The 24871-nt window shown below is 71.0% G+C and carries 24 protein-coding genes; 10 read left to right on the top strand and 14 right to left on the bottom strand.

Translation table 11 applies throughout. The features are described 5' to 3' along the window. Positions 1-6: 6 nt before the first annotated feature. On the bottom strand, positions 7-1431 hold the full coding sequence (locus tag ACE3TA_RS11740; RefSeq protein WP_374574808.1) for a DUF6504 family protein: 1425 nt from the start codon (positions 1429-1431) through the stop codon (positions 7-9). A 229-nt stretch (positions 1432-1660) separates the two neighbouring features. Then, positions 1661-2434: an ImuA family protein gene (locus tag ACE3TA_RS11735; protein WP_374573820.1), complete on the bottom strand. Its 774-nt coding sequence runs from the start codon at positions 2432-2434 to the stop codon at positions 1661-1663. A gap of 205 nt (positions 2435-2639) precedes the next feature. Between ACE3TA_RS11735 and ACE3TA_RS11730 the strand changes: the two genes are divergently transcribed. The 3 genes from ACE3TA_RS11730 to ACE3TA_RS11720 all read left to right on the top strand — a co-directional run bounded on the left by ACE3TA_RS11730 (position 2640) and on the right by ACE3TA_RS11720 (position 4645). Further along, positions 2640-3767: a WD40/YVTN/BNR-like repeat-containing protein gene (locus ACE3TA_RS11730; RefSeq protein ID WP_374573818.1), complete on the top strand. Its 1128-nt coding sequence runs from the start codon at positions 2640-2642 to the stop codon at positions 3765-3767. Continuing rightward, positions 3764-4027, top strand: coding sequence for a MoaD/ThiS family protein (locus tag ACE3TA_RS11725; RefSeq protein WP_374573816.1), 264 nt, complete (start codon positions 3764-3766; stop codon positions 4025-4027). Before ACE3TA_RS11730 ends, ACE3TA_RS11725 begins: the two co-directional genes overlap by 4 nt. A gap of 105 nt (positions 4028-4132) precedes the next feature. After that, positions 4133-4645, top strand: coding sequence for an NUDIX hydrolase (locus ACE3TA_RS11720; RefSeq protein WP_374573814.1), 513 nt, complete (start codon positions 4133-4135; stop codon positions 4643-4645). Here ACE3TA_RS11720 and ACE3TA_RS11715 read toward each other — a convergent pair. The 5 genes from ACE3TA_RS11715 to ACE3TA_RS11695 all read right to left on the bottom strand — a co-directional run bounded on the left by ACE3TA_RS11715 (position 4589) and on the right by ACE3TA_RS11695 (position 10055). Next, positions 4589-6094 carry an inorganic phosphate transporter gene (locus ACE3TA_RS11715; RefSeq protein WP_374573812.1) on the bottom strand — a complete coding sequence of 502 codons (1506 nt, stop codon included), beginning with the start codon at positions 6092-6094 and terminating at the stop codon, positions 4589-4591. The two genes, ACE3TA_RS11720 and ACE3TA_RS11715, sit on opposite strands and share 57 nt — an antisense overlap. Before the next feature lie 120 nt (positions 6095-6214). Beyond that, on the bottom strand, positions 6215-7795 hold the full coding sequence (gene serA / locus ACE3TA_RS11710; protein WP_374573810.1) for a phosphoglycerate dehydrogenase: 1581 nt from the start codon (positions 7793-7795) through the stop codon (positions 6215-6217). A 117-nt stretch (positions 7796-7912) separates the two neighbouring features. Further along, complete coding sequence (locus ACE3TA_RS11705; protein ID WP_374573808.1) at positions 7913-9097, bottom strand: phosphoserine transaminase; 1185 nt, start codon at positions 9095-9097, stop codon at positions 7913-7915. A 124-nt stretch (positions 9098-9221) separates the two neighbouring features. Then, positions 9222-9656, bottom strand: a complete 435-nt coding sequence (locus ACE3TA_RS11700) for a hypothetical protein (RefSeq protein ID WP_374573806.1) — start codon at positions 9654-9656, stop codon at positions 9222-9224. A 66-nt stretch (positions 9657-9722) separates the two neighbouring features. After that, positions 9723-10055 (bottom strand): hypothetical protein, encoded by a 333-nt coding sequence (locus ACE3TA_RS11695; protein WP_374573804.1) that lies wholly within the window; start codon positions 10053-10055, stop codon positions 9723-9725. A 198-nt stretch (positions 10056-10253) separates the two neighbouring features. On the opposite strand from ACE3TA_RS11695, the gene ACE3TA_RS11690 reads away from it, so the two are divergent. The 3 genes from ACE3TA_RS11690 (at position 10254) to ACE3TA_RS11680 (ending at position 13918) form a co-directional block, all read left to right on the top strand. Continuing rightward, entirely contained in the window at positions 10254-12143 is a 1890-nt protein-coding gene (locus ACE3TA_RS11690) for an ATP-binding protein (RefSeq protein ID WP_374573802.1), read from the top strand. Between the two features lie 73 nt (positions 12144-12216). Further along, positions 12217-13428: a cytochrome P450 gene (locus ACE3TA_RS11685; RefSeq protein ID WP_374573800.1), complete on the top strand. Its 1212-nt coding sequence runs from the start codon at positions 12217-12219 to the stop codon at positions 13426-13428. A gap of 121 nt (positions 13429-13549) precedes the next feature. After that, positions 13550-13918, top strand: coding sequence for a hypothetical protein (locus ACE3TA_RS11680; protein WP_374573798.1), 369 nt, complete (start codon positions 13550-13552; stop codon positions 13916-13918). A 59-nt stretch (positions 13919-13977) separates the two neighbouring features. Here ACE3TA_RS11680 and ACE3TA_RS11675 read toward each other — a convergent pair whose 3' ends face one another. From ACE3TA_RS11675 to rpsU, 5 genes are all read right to left on the bottom strand, one after another. After that, positions 13978-14547 carry a nucleotidyltransferase family protein gene (locus tag ACE3TA_RS11675; RefSeq protein WP_374573796.1) on the bottom strand — a complete coding sequence of 190 codons (570 nt, stop codon included), beginning with the start codon at positions 14545-14547 and terminating at the stop codon, positions 13978-13980. Further along, on the bottom strand, positions 14544-15365 hold the full coding sequence (thiD, locus tag ACE3TA_RS11670) for a bifunctional hydroxymethylpyrimidine kinase/phosphomethylpyrimidine kinase (RefSeq protein WP_374573794.1): 822 nt from the start codon (positions 15363-15365) through the stop codon (positions 14544-14546). Before thiD ends, ACE3TA_RS11675 begins: the two co-directional genes overlap by 4 nt. Before the next feature lie 44 nt (positions 15366-15409). After that, positions 15410-16231 carry a dihydropteroate synthase gene (gene folP, locus ACE3TA_RS11665; RefSeq protein ID WP_374573791.1) on the bottom strand — a complete coding sequence of 274 codons (822 nt, stop codon included), beginning with the start codon at positions 16229-16231 and terminating at the stop codon, positions 15410-15412. Between the two features lie 98 nt (positions 16232-16329). Continuing rightward, entirely contained in the window at positions 16330-18213 is a 1884-nt protein-coding gene (gene ftsH / locus ACE3TA_RS11660) for an ATP-dependent zinc metalloprotease FtsH (RefSeq protein ID WP_374573789.1), read from the bottom strand. Between the two features lie 200 nt (positions 18214-18413). Continuing rightward, complete coding sequence (rpsU, locus tag ACE3TA_RS11655; protein WP_374574806.1) at positions 18414-18647, bottom strand: 30S ribosomal protein S21; 234 nt, start codon at positions 18645-18647, stop codon at positions 18414-18416. A 173-nt stretch (positions 18648-18820) separates the two neighbouring features. Between rpsU and ACE3TA_RS11650 the strand changes: the two genes are divergently transcribed. After that, entirely contained in the window at positions 18821-19459 is a 639-nt protein-coding gene (locus tag ACE3TA_RS11650) for a COQ9 family protein (protein WP_374573787.1), read from the top strand. A gap of 159 nt (positions 19460-19618) precedes the next feature. On the opposite strand, the gene ACE3TA_RS11645 is transcribed toward ACE3TA_RS11650, so the two are convergent. Then, positions 19619-20515, bottom strand: a complete 897-nt coding sequence (locus ACE3TA_RS11645; RefSeq protein WP_374573784.1) for a hydrogen peroxide-inducible genes activator — start codon at positions 20513-20515, stop codon at positions 19619-19621. A 71-nt stretch (positions 20516-20586) separates the two neighbouring features. Continuing rightward, entirely contained in the window at positions 20587-21438 is an 852-nt protein-coding gene (locus tag ACE3TA_RS11640; RefSeq protein WP_374573782.1) for a glutamate racemase, read from the bottom strand. Between the two features lie 218 nt (positions 21439-21656). Here ACE3TA_RS11640 and ACE3TA_RS11635 point away from each other — a divergent pair, with 218 nt between their 5' ends. From ACE3TA_RS11635 to ACE3TA_RS11625, 3 genes are all read left to right on the top strand, one after another. Further along, on the top strand, positions 21657-21905 hold the full coding sequence (locus tag ACE3TA_RS11635; RefSeq protein ID WP_374573781.1) for a hypothetical protein: 249 nt from the start codon (positions 21657-21659) through the stop codon (positions 21903-21905). After that, on the top strand, positions 21902-22555 hold the full coding sequence (locus ACE3TA_RS11630; protein WP_374573779.1) for a TetR/AcrR family transcriptional regulator: 654 nt from the start codon (positions 21902-21904) through the stop codon (positions 22553-22555). Before ACE3TA_RS11635 ends, ACE3TA_RS11630 begins: the two co-directional genes overlap by 4 nt. Positions 22556-22638: 83 nt before the next feature. Further along, positions 22639-24774 (top strand): M3 family metallopeptidase, encoded by a 2136-nt coding sequence (locus tag ACE3TA_RS11625; protein ID WP_374573777.1) that lies wholly within the window; start codon positions 22639-22641, stop codon positions 24772-24774. Positions 24775-24871 lie beyond the last annotated feature (97 nt).

Below are 24871 nucleotides of genomic sequence, written 5' to 3'. Positions count from 1 at the left end.
ACGGCGTCACCCGAACAGGCCATGCAGCCACCATTTCGCCGGGGTTCCGGCCTCGTAGAGTCCGGCGCGGAACAGCCAGAAGCGGGCGCCGTCCTGGTCCTCCACCCGGTAGTAGTCGCGCACGTGGGCGACGCTGACGTCCTCGATGGGCCCCTTCCACCACTCCTCGCCGATGCGCTCGGGCCCCTCGGCGGCGCGCACCCGGTGCAGCCGGCCGCGCCAGCGGAACTGCACGGGCGGATCGTCCGGGATCGGCGCCATCACCTCGATCGGTTCGGGCCGGCGGAACAGGCGCAGGGGCCGCGGCCGGTCCGCCGCCCAGGGCCGGGCCTCGGGCGCCTCGCCCAGCGCCCCGGCCCGGCGCACGGCCCGCTCGGGCACGTGGCTCTCCACCGGCGCGGCGCGCCAGACCCGCCCCTCGCCCAGGCGGTTCGTCAGCCGGTCGACCAGGGGGATCAGCTCCGCCCCGGCCTCGAGCGCCGCGTCCAGCCGCGTCTGCCGCTCGCCCAGGACCTCGACCTCGCCCGCGGCCAGGGTGACCACCTCGATCCCGAAGCCGGGATCGACCGCCTCCAGCTTGGGGGCGAACAGGCGCGTGATGCGGCCGGCCTCGCGGCCGGCGGCGGCCAGGCCCACCTGGGCGGTCTCGGCCCGCCCGTCCAGCCGGTGGAAGGCAAGCTCGAAGCGCCGCGCCCCGCGCCCTTCGGCTTCCAGCCGCGCGCAGAGCTTTTCGGTGATGTCGCCGCACGCCCGCACCAGGTCCTCCGGCGCGCTGATCGGCTCGGCGAAGGCCAGGCGGGCGAACCAGGGCGTCGGCGGGCGACGGAAGGCCAGGGCCTCGCCCATCCGCCCCAGCGCCTGGTCCAGGCGCATCACCACCTCGGTCCCGAAGCGCCGGGCGAGCGGGCCGCGCGGCAGGTCCATGAGCTGGGAAAGCCGGGTCAGCCCCAGGCGGGCGAGCTGGGCGGCGGTCTGGTCTTCAAGCCGCAGCGCCGCCGGCGGCAGGCCCGCCAGGGCCGCGGCGCTCGCGCCGGGCGGGACCACCGTCCCGTCCTCGCCGAAATGGGCCAGGGCCCAGGCCGCGCCTGGGGTGTCGGCGACCGCCCAGCGGATGGAGATCCCGTTCGCCGCCAGCCGCCGGGAAAGGTCGGCGGCCATCTGCGCCTCGCCGCCCCACAGGTGGGCGACGCCCTCGATGTCCAGGTAAAGGCCGTCCGGCGCGTCGGCCGCCACCGCCGGGGAAAACCGCACGCACCAGTCGACCAGCGCCGTCAGCGCCGCCGCGTCGGCGGACGGCTCGGCCTCGGCCGTGGCGAGCTCGGGAACCAGGGCCGCCGCGTCGGTCGCCTTCTGGCCGGGGAAGAGCCCCAGGGCCCGCGCCGCCGGGTCCGCCGCCGCCAGCCGCCGCACGCCGCGCACGGTCTCGAGCAGGACCAGGGGCGGAGGCGAAAGCGGTTCTCCATTCCGATCCTTCTCCCCTTGCGGGAGAAGGTGGCCTGCGGACGCAGGCCGGATGAGGGGTCTCTCAGACCCATCCGGCTTTCTCCCCGCCCCGGCTTTCGAAGCGGCGAGCCCGGCGCGACCCCTCACCCGACCCGGCTCCGCCGGGCCACCCTCTCCCGCAAGGGGAGAGGGAACGTTCATGGCCTGCGCCTCCCCTTCAGGCCGAAAGGCGCAGGGGTTGCGCCGGCGCCAGTTGTCGATCGCCCAGTTCGGCGACCAGGCGCAGAGGATGCGTCCCATGAGCTTGCTCCCAGGCGAGGGGATCGAAGGCGGTCGAGGCTTCCAGGATCCAGGCGCCGGGCCGCCCGCCCCGGCAACGTTCCAGGACGGCCCGCCAGCGCGGCGCGCCCAGGCCGAACTCGGCGGGCGCCCCGGGCTCGGCGGCGATCCGCCAGCGGGTGGCCGCGGCCGAGCCGGTCGCGCGCCCCTCCCCGCCGCCGTAGGGCCGGCGGCGGATGACGAAGCCGGTGGCCCCGCGCCGTTCGCAGGCCAGTTGCAGCCGCCGGCCGGCGACCAGGTCCACCGCGTCGGTCTCGCAGAACACGGCGGCCACGCCCGCCGTCGCCAGGGCGTCCTCCGTCACCGACAGGGCCTCGGCCTCGTCGCGGGCGCATACCTGGATCAACCGCTCGGCGGGAAAGCCCAGGCCGACGAGGCCCGGGGCGTAGAGGTCGTCGCGCCTGAGCACCCACACCGCCTGCCCCCGCCGGGCCAGCGGCGCGGCCATCAGGGCGGCGAAGGCGGCCGGCGCCGCGGCGGTCTCCATCTCCAGCCCCTCGCCGGCCAGTTCGTGCCAGCGTCCCAGCGGCAGGCCCCCGCCGGGCAGGAAACCGTCGAGGCCCGCCGCGCCGAACGGCAGGGTTTCGCCCACGCCCCGGCCGCCCGCTTCGATGGCGGCGATCTTCGCTCGCAGGGCGCGAACATCGGGCATGGGGTCCGGACTCCTTTTGTTCTTAATTTGTTCTAGTCCAGACTTGTCAGGAGTCAATCACCTCTAAGTCGCGGGAACCCCGGAGGAAAAGTCCTGGGCGATGTCGGAACGCGGCCCGTCCGCGCGTCTTCCAATGGCGCCGTTCCGGCGGGCCGGCGCCTGCGCTAGGATGCCCGCCGTCGAACGGTCTCCAGGGAGGCAGGCCATGTCGAACGCCATCCAGCTTTTCGTCGGCACCCGCAAGGGCGCCTGGATCTACCGCAGCGACGCGGCGCGCCGGGCCTGGCGGGTGCAGGGGCCTATCTTCCTCGGCCACATCGTCAACCACCTGGTGCTCGATCCCAGGGACGGCAGGACCCTCCTGATGGCCGCCAAGACCGGGCACCTGGGCCCCACCATCTTCCGCTCGCTCGACGGCGGGGCGACCTGGGCCGAGGCCAAGCGCCCGCCGGCCTTCCCCAGGACCGGCGGAAAGGGCCCGGCCCGCTCGGTGGACCACAGCTTCTGGCTGGAGCCGGGCCATCCCTCCGAGCCCGGCGTCTGGTGGGCCGGCACCTCGCCTCCCGGCCTCTTCCGCAGCGCCGACGGCGGCGTCACCTGGGACGGCGTCAGCGGCTTCAACGACCATCCCATGTACTGGAACTGGTGCCCCGAGGATGGCGGCACGCCGGACGGCGCCCTGCTCAACCAGATCCAGATCGACCCGCGCGATCCGGCCCACATGTACATCGCCACCTCGACGGGCGGCGTGTTCGAAAGCCTCGACCAGGGGAAAAGCTGGGCCCCGCTGAACCAGGGGGTGGAGGCCAACTTCCTGCCCGATCCCTATCCCGAGTACGGCCAGGACGCCCACTACATCGCCCTGGCCCCCACCAACCCCGATCGGATCTGGCAGCAGAACCACTGCGGAATCTATCGGCTCGACCGTCCCGAGACCCGCTGGGACCGCATCGGCCAGGCCATGCCCGCCGAGATCGGCGACATCGGCTTCACCATCATCCCCCATCCGCGCCAGGCCGACACCGCCTGGGTGCTGCCGATGGACGGCACGGAGGTCTGGCCGCGCACCAGCCCCGGCGGCAAGCCCGCCGTCTACCGCACCCGCGACGCCGGCAAGAGCTGGGAGCGCCAGGACGGCGGCCTGCCCGGCGACGGCCAGGCCTGGTTCACCATCAAGCGCCAGGCGTTCTGCGCCGACGGGGCCGATCCGCTCGGCCTCTACTTCGGGGCCACCAACGGCGAGGTCTGGATGAGCGGCGACGAGGGCGAAAGCTGGAGCCAGATCGCCCGCCATCTGCCCGAGATCTATTCGGTCACCGCCGCACCCCTATGATTCAGGTCCTGATCCCCAGCCAGCTCGTCTCCTACACCGGCGGGGCCACCAAGGTGGCCGCGGCCGGCGCCACGGTGGACGCCGTGCTCGACGACCTGGACCGTCGCTTCCCGGGGCTGAGGTTCCGCGTGGTCGACGAGCAGGACCGGGTGCGCAAGCACATGCGCGTCTATGTCGGCCAGGAGCGGGTGGCCGACCTCGCCGCCCCCGTGGACGAGGGCCAGGAAGTGCTGATTTTCGGCGCGCTGAGCGGCGGTTAGGCGCCTCCGCGGCCCCGGCCGCCCAGCCCGCGCGGCGCCCGTGACGACGGCTGCGACACACGCTATGCCAGGATCGGAAACCCCGGCTGCGAGGTCCTGCATCGAATGATCCGGCGCCTGTTCGCGCGCACCTCTGAAACGCCCCTGCCGCTCGGCGAGCCGCAGGCCGGCGCGATCCCCTACGTGATCCGCGACGGCGTGGCCGTGTTCCTGGTGGTCACCTCGCGCGGCTCCGGCCGCTGGGTGTTTCCCAAGGGCGGGCTGATGAGCGGGCTCACCGCCGCCCAGTCGGCCGCGTGCGAGGCGATGGAGGAGGCGGGCGTCGAGGGGGTGATCGCCGAGATCCCGGTCGGCGCCTATCCGGACACCAAGCCGACCCCGGCCGGCATGACCTCGGTCTCCGTCGCCATGTACCCGCTCAGGGTCGAGCGCCAGCTCGAGGACTGGCCGGAGAAGCGCAAGCGCCGCCGCCACTGGGCCACCCTGCCTGAGCTGCGCCGCCTGCTCACCACGCCGGGCCTGCTGCGCCTGGCCGAGCTGACCCAGGCCCAGGCGCTGGCCTCAGCGGCCAATGACCAGGTTCAGCCCCAGGTAAAGCAGGCCGGCCAGCAGGGCTGAGGCCGGCACCGTCACCACCCAGGCCGCGGCGATGCTCCAGGCGTGCCGGCGCCGCACCAGCCGCCGCTTCTCCCGCTTCACCAGCCGCCGCAGCGCGTCTTCCGGCGTCAGGTTGGTTTCGCTGGCGCGCAGCGGCACGGGCGCACTCGCGGCGGCGCGGCGGCGCAGGCCGCGGTTGGTCAGCGCCTCGCGCAGCAGCCCCACGCCGAACACGCCGCCCACCGCGATGTGCGTCGAGGACACCGGCAGCCCCATCGCCGAGGCCGTCAGCACCGTCACCGCCGCCGACAGGGCGACGCAGTAGGCGCGCATCGAATCCATCTTGGTGATCTGCTCGCCGACCGTGCGGATCAGCCGCGGGCCGAACAGCGCCAGGCCGAGCGAGATGCCCAGGGCGCCGATCACCAGGATCCACATCGGCAGGGCCACCTGGGCCTGCGCCGTCGCCCCGGACTCCACGGCCGCGGCGATCGCCGCCAGCGGGCCCGCGGCGTTGGCGACGTCGTTGGCCCCGTGGGCGAACGAGAGCAGTCCGGCGGCCACGATCAGCGGCGGCACGAACAGGCCGCTCACGTCCTTGCGCCGGTTCTCCATGCCGTGGCTGCGGGCGCGCACCCAGGGCACGGCGCCGCCCCAAGCCGCGGCGAACGCCAGGCAGGTCAGCACCCAGGTCGTCGCGTCCGACGGCCGCCAGATGCGCTGCAGCCCCTTGGTCAGCAGGTAGAGGGCGAACACGCCGGCCATCAGGGCCATCAGGAACGGCACCCAGCGGCGGGCCGCCGTGACCCGGTCCTCGCGGAACAGGATCGCCCATTTGATGAACGCCAGCATCGCCGCGGCGATCACCGCGCCCATGAGCGGCGAGATCACCCAGCTCGCCACGATCTCGCCGATCACCGGCCAGGCCACCACGTCCGGTCCGACGGCGGCGATGGCCGCGCCCAACACCGCCCCCACGATCGCATGGGTGGTCGAGACCGGCGCCCCCAGCACGGTCGCCAGGTTGATCCACACGGCCGCGCAGAACAGCGCCGCCATCATCACCTTGATGAAGTCGGTGGCCGCCATGCCCGCGGGCGGCGTGATGATGCCCTTGGAGATGGTGGAGACCACGTCGCCGCCGGCCAGGACCGCCCCGGCCGTCTCGCAGACCGCCGCGATCGCCAGGGCCGCGACCATGGACAGGGCCTTGCCCCCGACGGCGGGGCCCATGTTGTTGGCGACGTCGTTGGCGCCGATGTTCAGGGCCAGGTATCCGGCGACCAGCGCGCCGAAGATCAGATAGACGCCCAGCGGGCCGTGGGCCGCGCCGACCGTGGCGAACACCCCCACCGCCAGCAGGAACACGCCGGCCAGGCTGGGCATGGCGAGCTGGCGCGACAGCTCCGCCGTGGCGGCCTGCAGCCGTCCGACTTTCTTCAGGTCCTTGTCGAGAGTGGTCTTGCGCAACGCCCCGCACCGCCGATCGTCCGTGCACGGCGCACTAGCACATCGGCGCGCCCAGTACAGCGCCGCGGCGCTGCGGCGAAAGGGACGGCGGGGCGGCCGGGGCCGTCCCGCCGCCGCCGATCAGAACCGCAGGACGCGGGCTTCCTTCACATGAGGCAGGGCCTGGATCTTGGCCAGCAGTTCCTGGCTCGGAGCCTGGTCCACGCCGACCAGGGCGATCGCGTCCTCGCCGGCCGAGACCCGGCCGAGGTTGAAGGTGGCGATGTTGACGCCGGCGTCGGCCAGCAGCGCGCCCAGGTTGCCGATGAAGCCCGGCTTATCGAGGTTGTTCACATAGAGCATCGTCGGGCCGAACGGGGCGTCCAGGTCCATGCCCTTGACCTCGACCACCCGCGGCGCGCCGGCCAGCACCGAACCGGCGAAGGAGCGCTTGCCCTTCTCGGTGGTGATGGTGATGCGCATCAGGCTTTCGTAGATCGGGCTTTCTTCCTGGTGCGACTCGGAGACGACGATCGCCCGCTCCTTGGCCACGGCCGGGGCCGAGACCATGTTCACCGCGTCGCCCAGCATCGGCCGCAGGGTGCCGGCCAGGGCCGCGGCCGTCAGCGGCTTGGCGTTCAGCTTGGAGATCTCGCCCTCGTAGGCGATGTCGATGGCCTCGACGCCGAAGTCCACCATCTGGCCGGCGAACGCGCCCAGCTTTTCGGCCAGGGCGATGAACGGCTTCAGGCGCGGCGCTTCCTCGGCGGTCACCGAGGGGCTGTTCAGGGCGTTGGTCACCGCGCCGGTGAGCAGGTAGTCGCTCATCTGCTCGGCCACCTGCAGGGCCACGTTCTCCTGCGCTTCGTTGGTCGAGGCGCCCAGGTGCGGGGTGGCCACGAAGTTCGGCGCGCCGAACAGCACGTTCTGCTTGGCCGGCTCCTCGACGAACACGTCGAAGGCCGCGCCGCCCACATGGCCCTCGTCCAAGAGCTTGCGCAGCCCCGCCTCGTCCACCAGGCCGCCGCGGGCGCAGTTGATGATCAGCACGCCCTTCTTGGTCTTGGCCAGATTCGCGGCCGACAGGATGTTGCGGGTCTTGTCGGTGAGCGGGGTGTGCAGGGTGATGGCGTCGGCCCGGGCGAGCAGCTCGTCCAGTTCGACCTTCTCCACGCCGATCTCCACGGCGCGCTCTTCCGACAGGAAGGGGTCGTAGGCGATCACCTTCATCTTCAGGCCCAGCGCCCGGTCGGCGACGATCGAGCCGATGTTGCCCGCGCCGATCAGGCCCAGCGTCTTGCCGTAGAGCTCCACGCCCATGAAGCGGTTCTTCTCCCACTTGCCGGCCTGGGTGGAGGCGTCGGCGGCGGGAAGCTGGCGGGCCAGGGCGAACAGCATGGCGATGGCGTGTTCGGCGGTGGTGATCGAGTTGCCGAACGGGGTGTTCATCACCACGATCCCGGCGGCGGTGGCGGCCGGGATGTCGACGTTGTCCACGCCGATGCCGGCGCGGCCGATCACCTTCAGGTTCTTGGCGGCGGCCAGCACGTCCTTGTCGGCCTTGGTGGCCGAGCGGACGGCCAGGCCGTCGTAGTCGCCGATGATCTTCAGCAGCTCTTCCTTGGGAAGGCCGGTCTTCACGTCGGTCTCGACGCCGCGCTGCTTGAAGATCTCGACGGCGGCGGGGGAAAGCTTGTCAGCGATGAGTACGCGGGGAGCCATGGGCTTCATCCTTGCGAATGGGGTGTGGAGGATCGCCCCCTCGCCGGCGTCAGCGGGACGCTCCCCCGCGGGGGAGCCGCCGCGACGCGACGAAGGGGGATTGAGACGGCTTGCGCCTTAGGCGGCGGCCAGTTGGGCGATGGTGGTCTCGAAGGCCCAGTCGAGCCAGGGCGTGACCGCGTCGAGGTCGGAGGTCTCGACCGTGGCGCCGCACCAGATCCGCAGCCCGGGAGGGGCGTCGCGGTAGCCGCCGACGTCCAGGGCCACGCCTTCCTTCTCCAGCGCCGAGGCCAGCTTCTTGGCGAAGTCGGCCTGGGCGTCGTCGGACAGGCCGGTGACCCGCGGGTCCACCACCTTCAGGCACACCGAGGTGTTCGACCGCGCGGCCGCGTCCGTGGCCAGGAACTCGACCCAGTCGGTCTTGGCCACCCAGTCGGCCAGGATCGCCAGGTTGGCGTCGGCGCGGCGCTGCATCTCGGCCAGGCCGCCGATGGACTCGGCCCACTTCAGGGCGTCGACGGCGTCCTCCACGCACAGCATCGACGGCGTGTTGATCGTCGCACCCTCGAAGATGTCGCGGTTCAGCTTGCCGGACTTGGTCATGCGGAAGAGCTTCGGCATCGGCCAGGCCGGCGTGTAGCTTTCCAGCCGCTCCACGGCCCGCGGGCCCAGGATCAAGACGCCGTGCGCGGCCTCGCCGCCCAGCGCCTTCTGCCAGGAGAAGGTCACCACATCGAGCTTGGTCCAGTCGAGCGGCTGGGCGAAGGCGGCGCTGGTGGCGTCGCAGATCGTGATCCCTTCACGGTCGGCGGCGATGAAGTCGGCGTTGGGCACGCGCACGCCCGAGGTCGTGCCGTTCCAGGTGAAGACCAGGTCGGCGTCCTTGCGCACCTTGGTCAGGTCGGGCAGCTCGCCGTAGGGCGCGTCCAGCACCTCGGCCGGCAGCTTCAGCTGCTTGACGACGTCCGTCACCCAATCCTTGCCGAAGCTCTCGAAGGCGAGCAGTTGCACGGGCTTGGGGCCGAGCATCGACCACAGGGCCATTTCCACCGCGCCGGTGTCCGAACCGGCGACGATGCCGACGAGGTAGTCGTCGGGCACTTCCAGCACAGCGCGGGTGCGGTCGATCGCTTCCTTCAGCCGGCCCTTGCCGAGCTTGGAGCGGTGCGAACGGCCGAGCACGGCGTTCTGGAGATTTTCGGGGGTCCATCCGGGGCGCTTGGCGCACGGGCCGGAAGAGAACTCGGGGCGAGCCGGACGCATGGCCGGCTTGGCGAGGGTCGTCACTGCGATGTCTCCCATCCTTGCAGATGGGCAGCGCCCCGTTGGGGGGGCGTGGCCCGGCGCGGAGAAACGCCGGTTTCGCGCCGCGCGCAAGCGAAACTTTTCTGGGAGCTCCGTTAGGCCGCCTGAAAGCCCTTGGAAATCAACGCGCTGCCTGCCGCGCGCGACCGTCGGCCGCAAGCGCGCCGGCCAGCAGGCAGATCAGCACGCCGAACAGGTCGATGTTGTTGACGATGGCGTAGAGGGTGTTGTGCGGCCGCTGCAGCACGAAGAAGAACGCGTGCAGGCTGAACTGAACGGCCTGGAACAGCATTGCCCCGCCGAGCCACAGGCTCGCGTAGCGCACGGCGAAGATCAGGAAGCCCAGGGCCAGGACCCCGTCGGCCGCCAGATGGCCCACCTGCTGGGCCCCTTCGCTTGGCAGGAAATTCACCAGGGCGCCGCCCAGCGCCACCAGCAATACGAGACCGGCGCCGAGCCGCTCAGGCGCGCCGCCTTTCCAGAGCGCGAATCCGCAGACCCCGAAGACCAGGAGCCACAGACCTACCCAGATGATCTCGCCAATGAGACTTAACATGCATTGCGCCCCTAACCGAGATTAGGGGCGCAACACCAGTTAATCCATCGCAACCAAACGGGTCGGTCAGCCGACTTCGCGCATCGTGGTGCGGCTTTCCTGACGCATCAGGAACTTCGCCGGCGTGTCCATCTTCGTGCGGACGCCGAGGCGCAGCTTGGCTTCGTTGAGTTCGTTGTGCACGCTGACCATGGCCGTGCGGGCTTCGCCCAGGGCCTTGATGGCTTCGATCAGCTTCGAGGCGGCTTCGTCCCCGAACACCAGCGACGCGCCCAGGTCCTTGCGGGCCTGCAGCATGTCACCCATCAGCTCCGTGGCTTGGGCCAGGGCCGTATCCACCGAATCTTCGGTCACGAACAGCTTGGTGGCGACCCGCTGCGCGACAAACGCCTTCTCCATGGAACCCTCCATTAACCAGACATCAAGGAAGGTAAATGAAAGCTTAAACTCCGTCTAACGAAAACTCTGCGTCAATCGCGCGCAGAGGTTGCGACGCTTGCAGACGCGTCGTTCCGTCGCGCAAACCGATGGGAATACAGGCGCCCGGGCGAAGCGAAGCGTTAGGATTATTGGGTTAGGTGGTGGTCTTGACAGACCATGAGCACGACCGACCAGCCCCAGTTGAAAGGCGCCCAGCAGCACGCGACGTTCCACGCGCGCGTCGCCGGCGTGGCCTTGATAACCACGATCGCGGTGCTCATGGCCGCGTGCCTGACGTTCATGCTGCAGCAATGGGCCGTGGCGCGCGAACAATCGCACGCCGCCCACCAGGCCCTGGCCGAGGTCACCGCCGCCGCGGCCGCCCCGGGCCTGGCCGCTCACGACGGCCCGGCCGTCGAACGAGCCATCTCGGTGCTGTCGCACGCCCAGCGGGTGGTCGCCGCCCGCGTGATCGACGCCGACGGCCGCACCGCGGCCGGCTACACGCGCCCGGGCGAGGCGCTGGAGGCCGGCACCACCGCCCTCAGCGCCAACATCGTCTCCGATGACCGCACCATCGGGCGGCTGGTGCTGACGATCCAGCCGCCGACGCTCACCGCCATGCTGCCCCAGTTCCTGGCGCTCACCGCCGCGCTGTTCTTCGGCGGGGTGGGGGTGGCCCTGTTCCTGGCGCGCGGCCTGGCGCACCGGGTGATCGCGCCGGTGCAGAGCCTGTCCGAGGCCATGCACGAGGTCGCCGCCTCCGGCAGCTTCGCGCCGATCCCGGTCACCGCCCAGGACGAGCTGTTCCGCAGCCTCACCGAAAGCTTCAACCACCTGCTCGAGCGGCTCGACGCCCGCGAGAAGGACCTGCAGCACACCCTGCAGGAGCTGGTGGTGGCCCGCGACGCGGCCAACACCGCCAACGTGCTGAAGTCCCAGTTCCTGGCCAACATGAGCCATGAGATCCGCACCCCGCTGAACGGCGTGCTGGCCATGGCCGAGGTCATGTCCATGGGCGAGCTGTCCGACGCCCAGCGCGAGCGCCTGGACGTGATCCGCCAGTCGGGCGGCCTGCTGCTGTCGGTGCTCAACGACGTGCTCGACCTGTCGAAGATCGAGGCCGGCAAGCTCACCCTGCTCAACGACGACTTCGACCTGGAGCGGGTGGTCAATCCCGCCCGCGAAAGCTATGCGGTCCTGGCCAAGGCCAAGGGGCTCGATTTCAGCCTGCGCATCGACGAGGCCGCGCGCGGCTGGTGGCGCGGCGACCCCGACCGCCTGCGCCAGATCGCCGGCAACCTCATCTCCAACGCCGTCAAGTTCACGGCCGAGGGCGCGGTCTCGGTGGCGTTCGACGTCAATCCCGACACCGGCGCGCTTCGCCTGTCGGTGGCTGACACCGGCGTCGGCATCCCCGAGGAGAAGCTCTCCAGCCTCTTCGAGAAGTTCACCCAGGCCGACAACTCGGCCACCCGCCGCTTCGGCGGCACGGGCCTGGGCCTGGCCATCTGCCGCGAGCTGACCCAGATGATGGGCGGCGTGATCACCGTCGCCAGCCACGAGGGCGAGGGCTCGACCTTCACCGTCGAACTGCCCCTGCCGCGCGGCGAAGGCGCGGCCGAGGAGTTCGTCGCCGAGGAGGTCGACGAAACCGAGCCGGAGGCGCTGCACGTGCTCGCCGCCGAGGACAATCCCACCAACCAGCAGGTGCTCAAGGCCGTCATGGAGTCGCTGGGCATCGACGTGGACATCGTCGCCGACGGCAAGGCCGCCGTGGAGGCCTGGCGCAAGGGCGCCTACGACCTGATCCTGATGGACATCCAGATGCCGGTGATGGACGGCATGGACGCGGCCCGCGCCATCCGCGCCGAGGAGCACGACACCGAACGCCGCCGCACGCCCATCGTCGCGCTCACCGCCAACGCCCTCAGCCACCAGGTGGACGAGTACCTGGCCGTGGGCATGGACGGCCACGTGGCCAAGCCCATCGAGATCGCCAAGCTGTACGAGGCCATGGGCCAGGCCCTGGCGGCCAACGCCAACGAAACTTCCGTCGCCGCCTGACGCTGCGTCACCGATTGAACGGCGCTGCGATCGGCGCACAATTGGAAGAGACACGCGTTAGGGAGATGTTCGGATGGCTGCCCAGCATACCTGGAGCATCGTCGAGACCACCGCCTTCGACGAGGTGGCGCGCGACAATCCCCACCCCCGCCTGAGAGACTTGCGCGAAACCTGCCCGGTGATGCGCGACGAGCCGGTGAAGACCTGGTTCCTCACCCGCTACGAGGACGTGCGAGACACGGTCAACGACCGCACCCTGTGGCGGCACTGGAAGAATTCGGAAGAGGGCGCGCTGCTGCGCCGGATGGACCGCGACCCGGACGAGCCGGGAACCGACAGCATCCTGTCCATGGACGAGCCCGACCACAGCCGAGTGCGGCTGCCGCTGGCCAAGGCCTTCTACGCCCGCATCAACGCCATGAAGCCGAAGATCGAGGCGATCATCGACGAGGTCATCGATTCCGCCCCGCACGGCGAGCCCTTCGACCTGATCGGCGAGATCGCCGTGCCGATCCCGATCCTGGTGATCGCCGCCATCCTCGGCGTCGAGTCCGAACGCTTCCGCGAGTTCCGCGAATGGTCGGAGGCCTCCATCCTCGGCCTCAACCCCTTGCGCACGCCCGAGCAGACCGAGCTGATGGAATGGGGCTCGGCCCAGCTCACCGCCTATTTCACCGAGCTGATGGCCGCCCGCCGGGCCGAGCCGCGCGACGACCTGATCAGCGACGTGGTCGCCCTGCAGGCCGCCGGCGCGCCGCTCAGCGACGACGAGGTGCGAACCAACCTCACCGCCCTGCTCATCGGCGGCAACCTCACCACCACCGACCTGATCGGCAACGGCGTGTGGCTCTTGCTGCGCCACCCGGGCGAGCTCGCCAAGCTGAAGGCCGACCCCAGCCTCGCCGCCGCGGCGGTGGAGGAGATCCTGCGCTACGAGTCGCCGGTGGCGATCACCAACCGGGTGATGTCCGAGGACCGCGAAGTGGGCGGCTGTCCGATGCACGCCCACCAGTCGGTGATCACCTCGCTGCACGCGGCCAACCGCGATCCGGCGGTGTTCGAGGACCCCAACAGCTTCGACATCACCCGCAAGCACGTGCCGCACGTGGCGTTCGGCGGCGGCAGCCACATGTGCATCGGCGCGCCGCTCGCCCGCATCGAGGCCAAGCAGGCGCTGGCGCGGCTGTTCCAGCGCTTCCCCGACCTGAAGCTGGCCGGCGGCGAGCCGGTCTGGCGGGCCCTGCCGTTCTTCCGCGGCATGGAGGCCCTGATCGTCCAGGGCTGAGGGACCCGCGAAAGCTGAACGCCGCACAACGGCGGCCTCAGGATGAGGTCAGCCGCAGTGTCGTTTCCTGCATGCGACGTCGTCATCGGGACGACGGTCCAAAGCACTGGAGACCGCACTGATGAAGAAGATCCTGATCGCCCTCGCCGCCGTGTCGGCGGCGGCCACGACCGCCCTGCCCGCCGCCGCCGCGCCGGCCGCCCATGCCGCGGCCCACGCCGTCGCCTGGACGCCGATCGAACAGCGCCAGGCCGAACTGGACCGGCGCATCGACATGGGCGTGCGCCAGCACACCCTCACCCGCGCCGAGGCCACCCGCCTGCGCGCCGAGTTCAACCGTATCGAGCGCCTGGAGCACCAGTACCGCAAGGGCGGCCTCAGCCGCTGGGAGATGGCCGACCTCGACCGCCGGATGGACGCCCTGAGCCGCCAGATCCGCATTGACCGGCATGACGTCGATCGTCCCGGCGCGTCCTACGCTCACCGCTAGGTCCCGGGCGGTGTCTTGGAGCGAGGGCGGCCTCGGCCGCCCTCGTCGCACCGCCGCCGCTAGTTCACGATCACCAGTTCCGGCCAGCGCCGTAGCGCCGCCTCGGCGGTGCGCGAAAAGCCGGCCGTCCGCCGCGTCGGATTGGGCCGCAGCCGCATGGCGAACAGGTCCTCAAGGCCGAAGGGCGCCACCACCGTCAGGGCGTCGTCCGGCTCCAACCGCACGCCCACCGCGAACAGGGTCGAGGTGAACCGTCCCGGCGCCTCGGCGGTGGACTTCAGCGGCGCGTAGGGCTCGCCGAACTTCTGCTCAAACCACAGGTGCACGCGCGCCTGGTTGCGCACCTCCACCATCTCCTTCAGCGGCGGCTCGAACGCCTCGGCCACACGGCGGATCACCACGTCCTCGGCCTCGTAGGAGATGTCGGAGGCGTCGAAATAGCCGAGGTCGTAGTCCTTGATCCCGTAGTCCGGCGCGCGCCCGGTCAAGTGGTTCAGCACCGGCTGGTAGATCGCGCCGGAGAAGATCATCCAGTCGGGCAGGGCGAGGTCCCGCGCCGTCTCCAGCACCGTCATCAGCCGGGGCGTGGCGCGCACGATCGCCTCCAGGCGGGCGGCCTTGTCGCTCATCGGCCCCTCACGGGCCAGGCGTGGTCCAGCGGCCCGTGGCCCGCGCCGAAGCCGGGCGCGCGGGCGATGGCCTCCTGCGTGTAGCCCCAGGCCTGGGCGACAGCCTCGGCCAGCTCCAGCCCCTGGGCCAGCCCCGCCGCGCAGGCCGAGGCCAGGGTGCAGCCGGTGCCGTGGGTGTGGCGCGTGTCGATCCGCGCGGCGGCGAAGGTGGTTTCGCCCTGGGGCGTCATCAGCACGTCCACCACCGTGTCGCCCGGCACGTGGCCGCCCTTCATCAGCACCGCCCGCGCCCCCGCCTCCAGCAGCGCCTCGCCGGCCCTCAGCAGATCGTCGGCGGTCTCCACCTTGAGCCCGGTCAGCGCCTCGGCCTCCGGCGCGTTGGGGGTGAGCAGCGCCGCGCGCGGGACCAGCAGCGCCTTCACAGCGCCCACCGCCTCCTCGGCCAGCAGCGTCGCCCCGCCCTTGGCCGCCATCACCGGGTCGATCACCGCCGGCACGCCCGCCGCCACGTCCAGGATCTCGGCCGCCGCCGCCACCATGGCCGCATCGCCCAGCATGCCGGTCTTGATCGCGTCGGCGCCGATGTCGTCCAGCACCGCATAGGCCTGGGCCGTCACGATCTCCAGCGGAACTGGATGCACGTCGCTGACGCCCAGGGTGTTCTGCACGGTGATCGCCGTGATCGCCGTCGCCGCGTAGCCGCCCAGCGCCGTCACCGTCTTGATGTCGGCCTGGATCCCCGCTCCCCCGCCGGAATCGGATCCGGCGATGATCAGCACGCGGCCGAGGGCCTGCGCGGAGGGGGGCTGAGCGCTCATTCCCCGTTTGTTCCACATCGCCCGAGGCTCATCCAGGCCCGGCGTCAGGAAACCTGTGGACGGCCCGCCTCGGCGATCGCTTCCCACACCTTCAGCGCCTGCGCGGTCTCGCGCACGTCGTGCACGCGCACCGCCGCCACGCCCGCCGCCGCGCCGGCCAGGGCCGCGGCGATCGAGCCGCCGAGCCGCGCGTCGGGCGCGGCGGCGCCGTCCAGCGCGCCGATGAAGCTCTTGCGGCTGACGCCCAGCAGCACCGGGAAGCCCAGGTCCACGATCTGAGAGAGCCCGGCCATCAGCGGCAGGTTGTGGCGGATCATGTGCTTGCCGAAGCCGATCCCCGGGTCGAGCCAGATGCGTTCGCGCGCGACGCCGGCGGCCATCGCCGCCTCCGCCCGCTCGGCCAGGAAGGCGGCGACCTCGCCCACCACGTCGTCATAGCGCGGCTCGCGCTGCATGGTGCCGGGCTCGCCCTGCATGTGCATCAGGATCACCTCGCAGCCCAGTTCGGCGGCGGTCTCCAGCGCGTCCGGCGCCCAGCGCAGGGCCGCCACGTCGTTCCAGATGCCCGCCCCCGCCGCCATGGCCGCGCGGGCCACGGCCGGCTTCATGGTGTCGACGCTGATCGGAATGTCGCTCTCGGCGCGGATCGCCGCGATCAGGGGCGCCACGCGGCCGATCTCCTCGGCCTCGCCCACCGCCGCCGCGCCCGGCCGGGTGGATTCCCCGCCGATGTCCAGGATGTCGGCCCCCTCGGCGATCAGCCGCCGGGCGTGCGCCAGCGCCGCCTCGGGCGTGTCGTGCCGGCCTCCGTCGGAGAAGCTGTCCGGCGTGACGTTGACGATCCCCATCACGCGGACGCGGGACATGCAAACACCCCCTCAAACGGCGCCGCGCCCTCTCCTCCCCCTCTGGGGGAGGGGGACCGCGAAGCGGTGGAGGCGGCCTTGTGCGCCTCTGATGACGGCTACGCCGGCTCCGCGCCGGGACGCGGCGAGATCGGCACGGCGGCGCTGGGGCCGCTCGGACGCTTGGTCTCCGGCTCGTCGCGCTTGGGGGCCACGCCCTTCAGCGCGTTGACGATCTCGTCGCCGGTCAGGGTCTCGTACTCGAGCAGGGCCTTGGCCAGGGTGTGCAGGTCGGTCAGCTTTTCGGTCAGGATCCGGCGGGCCTCGTCGAAGCCGCCCTGCACCAGGCGCTTGACCTCGGCGTCGATCACCCGGGCGGTCTCTTCGGAGACGTTCTGGGTGCGGCTCACCGAATGACCCAGGAACACCTCGTCCTGGTTCTCGCCGTAGGCCACCACGCCCAGCTTGTCCGAGTAGCCCCACTTGGTGACCATCGCCCGGGCGAGCTTGGTCGCCTGGTCGATGTCCGACGAGGCGCCGGAGGTGATCTTGTCCTTGCCGAAGATGATCTCCTCGGCCACCCGGCCGCCCATCAGGATCGCCAGGCGCGAGGTCATCTGCTCGTAGGTCATCGACAGCTTGTCCCGCTCGGGAAGCTGCATGACCATGCCGAGGGCCCGGCCGCGCGGGATGATGGTCGCCTTGTGCACCGGGTCGGTGGCCGGCACGTTCAGCGCCACCAGGGCGTGGCCGCCCTCGTGGTAGGCGGTCAGGCGCTTCTCGTCCTCGGTCATGGCCATGGAGCGCCGCTCGGCGCCCATCATCACCTTGTCCTTGGCGTCCTCGAAGTCGCGCATGGTCACCATGCGGCGGTTCTTGCGCGCGGCCATCAGGGCCGCCTCGTTGACCAGGTTCGACAGGTCCGCGCCGGAGAAGCCGGGCGTGCCGCGGGCGATCACCCTGACGTCCACGTCGGCGGCCAGCGGCACGTTCTTCATGTGCACGCGCAGGATCCGCTCGCGGCCGGTGATGTCCGGGTTGGGCACCACCACCTGGCGGTCGAAGCGGCCGGGGCGCAGCAGCGCCGGGTCCAGCACGTCGGGCCGGTTGGTGGCGGCGATCAGGATGATCCCCTCGTTGGCCTCGAAGCCGTCCATCTCGACCAGGAGCTGGTTCAGGGTCTGCTCGCGCTCGTCGTTGCCGCCGCCCAGGCCCGCGCCGCGATGGCGGCCGACCGCGTCGATCTCGTCGATGAAGATGATGCAGGGCGCGTTCTTCTTGGCCTGTTCGAACATGTCGCGCACGCGGCTGGCGCCGACGCCGACGAACATCTCCACGAAGTCAGAGCCGGAGATGGTGAAGAACGGCACGCCCGCCTCGCCGGCCACGGCGCGCGCCAGCAAGGTCTTGCCGGTGCCGGGCGGGCCGACCAGCAGGGCGCCCTTCGGGATCTTGCCGCCCAGGCGCTGGAACTTCTGCGGGTCCTTCAGGAAGTCGACGATCTCGGTCAGCTCTTCCTTGGCCTCGTCCACGCCGGCCACGTCCTCGAAGGTGACGCGGTTCTTGTTCTCGGTCAGCAGCCGGGCCTTGGACTTGCCGAAGCCCATGGCCCCGCGCGCGCCGCCCTGCATCTGGCGCATGAAGAAGATCCACACGCCGATCAAGAGCAGGATCGGCAGGCTGTTCAAGAGGAAGTCCAGCACGGTGAAGCCGCCGGCCGGCTTGACCTGGATGTCAGCGCCCTGGCTTTCCAGCCGCTTGACCAGGTCGTCCTGGTTGCTGGGCGTCACCGCCGTATAGGTCTTGCCGGACTGGTCGCGCACCTCCACGGCCGCGCCGCGGATCACCGCCGACTTCACCTGGCCGGAATTCACGCGGCTAAGGAGCTGCGAATAGCTGATCTCGCTGGTGGCGGCCGCATGCCCGCCCCCCGTCATCATGCTGTAAAGGCCGATCAGGACGACGACGATGACGCCCCAGATGGCGAGATTGCGTAGGTTCATGATGGCTTAGACCGTCTCGCAGAAACTCATTCCGGCTAAAGATAGGACGCCGGCGGGGGTTTCACCAGCAAGGCGCGCGCCACCCGCGACCGAACATCGCGCCGGCGCCCCCGTCGTGGTCCCGAATCCGGCTCCAGAAACGCAGAAAGGCCGCGCGGCGATCCGCACGGCCTTCAGATCCGGTGATCCGGACACCCGGTTTAGCGCGACGGCTTCTTCGGGCCGGCGATCAGGCCTTCGCGCTGGGCGCGCTTGCGGGCCAGCTTGCGGGCCCGGCGGACCGCCTCGGCCTTTTGGCGCGCGCGCTTTTCGGAGGGCTTTTCATAGTGGACGTGGCGCTTCATCTCGCGGAACGAGCCCTCGCGCTGCATCTTCTTCTTAAGCGCCTTCAGGGCTTGGTCGACGTTGTTGTCGCGGACGAAAATCTGAACCAGGGGTCTCTCTCCTTTGGTCGCTCCCGCTCGGCCAAACGGTCCCGAAGGCGGCGAGCGAACAAAAACAGGTGGCCCGAAGGCGGAAACCCACGGGTTGGAAGCGGCGCTGATACCAGAACAAGCCGGCGATGTCCACGGCGAGACGGCGCCAATTCACCACGCTAGAATGGGGCATGATCGATCCCGACGCCTGGGCCCGCGAGGCCGAAGACCGTGTGCTGGACAAGGCGCTGGAGCTGGCGCCGGCTCTGGGCTGGACGCGGCCCGCCGCCGGCGCCGCCGGCCGCGCCTGCGGCCTCTCCGACGCCGATGTCGAACTGCTGCTGCCCAACGGCGGCGCCGACCTGGCCGCCCTGCTCGCCCGGCGGCACGACGCGCGCGCCCTCGCCGAGCTGGCGGCGGTCGACGTCCAGGCCCTGAAAATCCGCCAGCGCATCCGCCGGGCCGTCGAGGCCCACCTGGACGCGGCGACCGAGAGCCCCGAGGCCCTGCGCCGCTGGGCCGGCTTCCTGGCCCTGCCGCATCACCTGCCGCTGGCGCTGCGCCTTCTGTGGGACAGCGCCGACAAGCTCTGGCGCTGGGCCGGCGACACGGCCACCGACGAGAACCACTACTCCAAGCGCACGATCCTCTCGGCGATCCTCGCCGGGGCCCTCGCCATCCGCCTGAAGGACGGCAAGGACGCGGCCATGGCCTTCGTCGACGCCCGCATCGACAACGTCATGGCCTTCGAGAAATGGAAGGCGGGCCTGAAGCCGCAGGACGCCCTGCGCGACGTCGCCGCCGCCCTCGGCAAGCTCCGCTACGGCTGACGGCCGCGTTCCAAGCCCAGTCTCAGCGTCACCCCCTCCACCGCTCCGCGGGGGAGGAGATCGAAACTGCGCCGCCGCAAATTCTCCTCCCCCTCTGGGGGAGGGGGACCGCGGAGCGGTGGAAGGGGCTCGCGCCGAACTCGCGATCCGCCAGCTGGCCTAGACCGACTGCAGCACCTCGGCCAGCAGCCGGCCTTCCGAGGCGCGGCTGGAGCCCGCGCGCCAGGCCACCACGATCTCGCGGCTGGGGTGGTCGGCGGCCAGCGGCCGCACCGCCACCGGCGCGGAATCGGTCAGCCCGGCGTTCACCGCCATCGCCGGCAGGAAACTGACGCCCAGGCCGGAGCCGACCATCTGCACCAGGGTCGGCAGGGAGGTGGCCGCGAAGCTCTCCTCGTCGCCGGTCGGCCGCGGCGGACGCAGACCGCAGGCGGCCAGCGCATGGTCGCGCAGGCAGTGGCCGTCCTCCAGCAGGATCAGGTCGCCGTTCTCCATCGACGAGGGCAGGATCTCGCTCTGGCTGGCCAGCGGGTGGTCGGCCGGCGCGGCGGCCATGAGCTCGTCGTCGGACACGTGCGCCCAGTCCAGGCCCGCCATGTCGTAGGGCAGGGCGATCAGCACCGCGTCCAGTTGCCCGGCCTTCAGCGCCGCGATCAGCCGGTGGGTCAGGTCCTCGCGCAGGAACAGCCGCAGCGCCGGGAACCGCTGGCGCAGCACCGGCAGCGCGCGGGGCAACAGGAACGGGGCCACCGTCGGGATCACGCCCAGGCGGAAACGCCCGGTCAGCGGCTGGCCGGCGTTCTTGGCCGCCTGCACCAGGGCCTCGGCCTCGTTGAGGATCACCGCCGCGCGCCGCAGCGCCTCCGAGCCCACCGGCGTCAGGATCACGCCCGAACGCGCCCGGTCCACCACCGGCGCGCCCAGGATCTTCTCCAGCTCCTGGATGCCGGCCGACAGGGTCGGCTGGGTCACGTGCGCCGCCTCCGCCGCACGGCCGAACGAGCCGTGCTCCGCCAGCGCCTTCAGGTACTGTAGCTGTCGCAGTGTCGGAAGCATCCGGCCGAATATAGGCGCGCTCTATCAGAACGCCAGAAGCTATCGACCGAGCTTTGGAAGAGGGCCGCGCCTCAAGCCTGCTCGAAGCTCAAGGGCCCGCCCCAGAACGCCTCGACCAGCTCGTGCTGCGCGCCCGGCCTGCCCGTGGTCAGGAAGCGGCGAAGCCCGCCGGTCCCGGCCTCGTACTCCGGATGCCGCTCCAGATAGCGGATCAGGGCGTCGGCCGTCGCGCCCGGCTGGTGGATCAGCGGCGTGCCCGGCGGCAGGGCCGCGCGGAACAGGTCGGCGATGATCTCATAGTGCGTGCAGCCCAGGATCGCCCGGTCGGGCGGCCGGCCGATCCGCGTGGAGATCGCCTTGACGTGGCCCTCCACCTCCTTGGCCAGCTCCGCCGCCCCCGCGCCGGACTCGATCAGCGGCACGATGTTCGGACAGGGCTCGGAGAACACCGCCACGTCCTGGCGGCGCTTGTCGATCTCGATCTCGTAGACCCGGCTCCTGGCGGTGGCGGGCGTGCAGAACACCGCCAGCACGTCCAGCTTCTCCACCTTCTCGCCGCGCCGCTCGGCCTCGTGCTCCCAGGGCAGGCCGGTCGCCGCCTCGATGGTCGGCACGATGATGCCCAGCACGTTCACCGGCCGGCCCAGCGCCTTGCGGTAGTCCGGCAGCCAGGTCTGCTGCAGCCGGCGCAGCGCCACGCCCGAGGCGGTGTTGCAGGCCAGCACCACCAGGCTGCAGCCGGCGTCGAACAGCCGCTCGCACCCGGCGCGGGTCAGCTCGACGATCTCCTCGCCGCTTCGCCCGCCGTAGGGGATGTTGGCCTGGTCGCCCAGATAGATGAAGTCGGCGTGCGGCAGCCGCTCCACGAGCGTTCGGTGGATCGTCAGCCCGCCCACCCCAGAATCGAACACGCCGATGGCCATGTCCCGCGCTTAACGAGCATCGCGGCGAGCGTCCAGTGGCGAGCCGGGCCGCCCCGTCGCGCGGCCGCCGGCCCTCGCCTCACAGGCGAAGTTTTTCGGTATTGCGCATGACCGTCATATTGACGCCATTGTCATTCCGACTTATATGCGCCGCAACAATCGCGCGCCTGCCGTGCGCCACAGCCCCACGTTAAGCCAGAATGATCTTCCGCCCCCCCATGCGGCCCAAGAAAAAGGCCGTAGCCGCCGAGCCTACGCCCTGGGAAGTCAGCGTCGACGTCGACACCCAGCTTGCGCTTGCGCTCAGCCGCGCCTCCATCAACGCGCTCATGGCCCTGTCGCCGCACGCCGCCGCCATCGTGCGCGACGCCCTCGCCAGCGAGGTCGACGAGCTGCAGGCGCAGAAGGAGCCGACGTCCCTGGCCGCCGCCGGCGGCGTCCTCGACATCCTGCGCAAAGCCGCGTGACGCGGCGCGCGCCGATCAAGGTCAATCTCGAGGCCCGCGCGGCCAACGCCGAACTCCGGCGCCGGCAGACGCGCGCCAAGCTGCTTGACGCGGCGCTGGAGGTCATCGCCGAAAAGGGGCCCGAGGCGGCGTCCATCGAGGACTACGCCGCGGCCGCCGGCGTGGCCCGCGGCACCGTCTACAACTACTTCCCCACGGCCGCCGACCTGCTCGACGGCGTGCGGCGGCTGATCCTGCGGCGCGCCACCCAAAGCGTGCAGACCGCCCTGGACGGCGTCGACGATCCCGCCGGCCGGCTCGCCGGCCTGTGCCTCAGCCTGATCATCTACGCCGGCCGCAATCCCACCGACGCCTGGGCGGCCCTGCGCCTGGAGCGCCTGCGCCCCACGCGCTCGCCAGACGACCCGGACGTCTTCGACCAGGCGATCACCGACGGCCTGGCCCGCGGCCGCTTCCGCCGGGTCGACCCGCGCAGCGCGCGCACCCTGGTCACCGGCGCGGTGCGCATGGCGATCCACGACGTGCTCACCCTGACCGCCCCCGCCAACCACGCCGTCGGCGTCACGGCGCTGATCCTGGCCGGCCTGGGCCTGGCCGCCGGCGAGGCCGAGGCGCTGACCGCCGAGATCGCCCGGCGGGCCGCGGATTGATCCGTCACATTACAAGCCTGTCATGTGACGCCGCGTGACGAGCCCCCTAAGGTCGCCGCCAATTCGACCTTTTCGGAGCCCCCATGCATCGGCGCACCTTCCTGGCCGCGAGCACCGCGCTCGCCGCCGCTTCCGCTATGTCCTTTCGCCCCGCCTTCGCCGCTGACGCGGCTGGTCCCATGACCGCGCCGTGGACCGGCCCCTACGGCGGCGTGCCGCCCTTCGACAAGGTCGAGGTCGCCGGCTTCGCGCCCGCCCTCGAGACGGCCATGGCCGCCGAGCTGGCCGATGTCGACGCCATCGCGAACAATCCCGCCGCGCCCAGCTTCGACAACACCATCGCCGCCATGGAGCGCTCGGGCCGGATGAGCTCGCGCGTCTACGCCCTCTACGGGGTCTGGACGAGCACCATGGACGACGAGGCCATGCAGAAGGTCGAGCAGGAGATGGAGCCGAAGCTGGCCGCCCACTCCGACAAGATCCTGCAGAACGCGGCCCTGTTCAAACGCATCGCCGCCGTGCACGACGACCCCGCGAGCGCCAGCCTCACCCCCGAGCAGCAGCGGCTGGTGTGGCTCTACTACACCCGCTTCGTGCGCGCCGGCGCCAAGCTGTCGGCCGCCGACAAGGCGCGGGTGGCCGAGATCAACACCGAGCTGGCCGGCCACTTCACCACCTTCAGCCAGAACCTCCTGGCCGACGAGACCGACTACGTCCTCTACCTGACCAGCGAGGACGAGCTGGCCGGCCTGCCGGCCGACCTGCGCGCCGCCGCCGCCGCGGCCGCCGCCGACCGGGGCAGGAAGGGCGCCTGGGCGATCCTCAACACCCGCTCGTCGATGGACCCGTTCCTCACCTATTCCGACCGCCGCGACCTGCGCGAGAAGGTCTGGCGCACCTACTACAGCCGCGGCGACAACGGCGACGCCCACGACAACAACGCCGTCATCAAGAAGATCCTCAAGCTGCGCGCCGAGCGGGCCAAGCTGATGGGCTTCCCCACCCACGCCCACTGGAAGCTGGCCGACAACAGCATGGCCAAGACGCCGGACGCGACCATGGAGCTGATGATGCGGGTCTGGCCCTCGGCCGTCGCCCGCGTCCACCAGGAGGTCGCCGAGATGCAGGCGATCGCCGACAAGGAGGGGGCGAACGTCAAGATCGCCCCCTGGGACTACCGCTACTACGCCGAGAAGGTGCGCCAGGCCCGCTACGACCTGGATATGAACGAGGTGAAGCCGTACCTGCAGCTTGAGAAGCTGCGCGAGGGGATGTTCTGGGCCGCCGGCCAGATCTACGGCTTCTCCTTCACCCAGGTGCAGGGCGTGCCCGTCGCCCAGCCCGACATCCGCGTCTTCGAGGTCAAGGCCGCCGACGGCTCGCACCGGGGCCTTTGGTACTTCGATCCCTACGCCCGCCCCGGCAAGCGCTCCGGCGCCTGGATGAACGCCTACCGCGAGCAGGAGACGTTCGACGGCCCCGTCGCCACCATCGTCTCCAACAACGCCAACTTCGTGAGGGGCGTGGCCGGCGCGCCGCTGCTGGTCTCCTGGGACGACGCCACCACCATGTTCCACGAGTTCGGCCACGCCATCCATGGCCTGAACTCGCAGGTGGCCTATCCGTCGCTGTCGGGGACCAACGTCTTCCGCGACTATGTGGAGTTCCCCAGCCAGGTGAACGAGCACTGGCTGCCCACCAAGCCGGTGCTGGAGCAGTTCGCCCTGCACTACCAGACCGGCAAGCCGATCCCCGACGAACTCGTGGCCAAGATCGACCGCGCCCACACCTTCCGCAAGGGCTTCGACGTGACCGAGTACCTGGCCTCGGCGCTGATCGACATGAAGCTGCACCTGGCCGGCGACGCCGACATCGATCCGGACGCCTTCGAGCGCGAGGAGCTGAAGAAGCTCGGCATGCCCGACGAGCTGCCCATGCGCCACCGCACCCCGCAGTTCGCCCACATCTTCGCCGACGACGGCTATTCGGCCGGCTACTACAGCTACCTGTGGGCCGAGGTGCTGGCGCTCGACGCGGTGGAAGCGTTCGAGGAGGCGCCCGGCGGCATGTACGACAAGGCCGTGGCCAAGCGCCTGCACGACCACGTCATGGCCGTGGGCAACACCGTCGACCCGGCCGAGGGCTACCGCGCCTTCCGCGGCCGCGATCCGGACGTGAAGGCCTACCTGCGCGACAAGGGCTTCCCGACGGACGTCTGAGGGCGGCTTAGGCCCTCAAGAGGGATCGTCATGGCCGGGCTTGTCCCGGCCATCCAACCCGACGCCGTGCGGCGTCGATGCGTCGGGCTGGGTCCCC

The sequence above is a fragment of the Phenylobacterium sp. genome, assembly GCF_041916435.1.
Lineage (GTDB): Bacteria > Pseudomonadota > Alphaproteobacteria > Caulobacterales > Caulobacteraceae > Phenylobacterium.
This window is presented reverse-complemented; position numbering and strand designations above follow the sequence as displayed.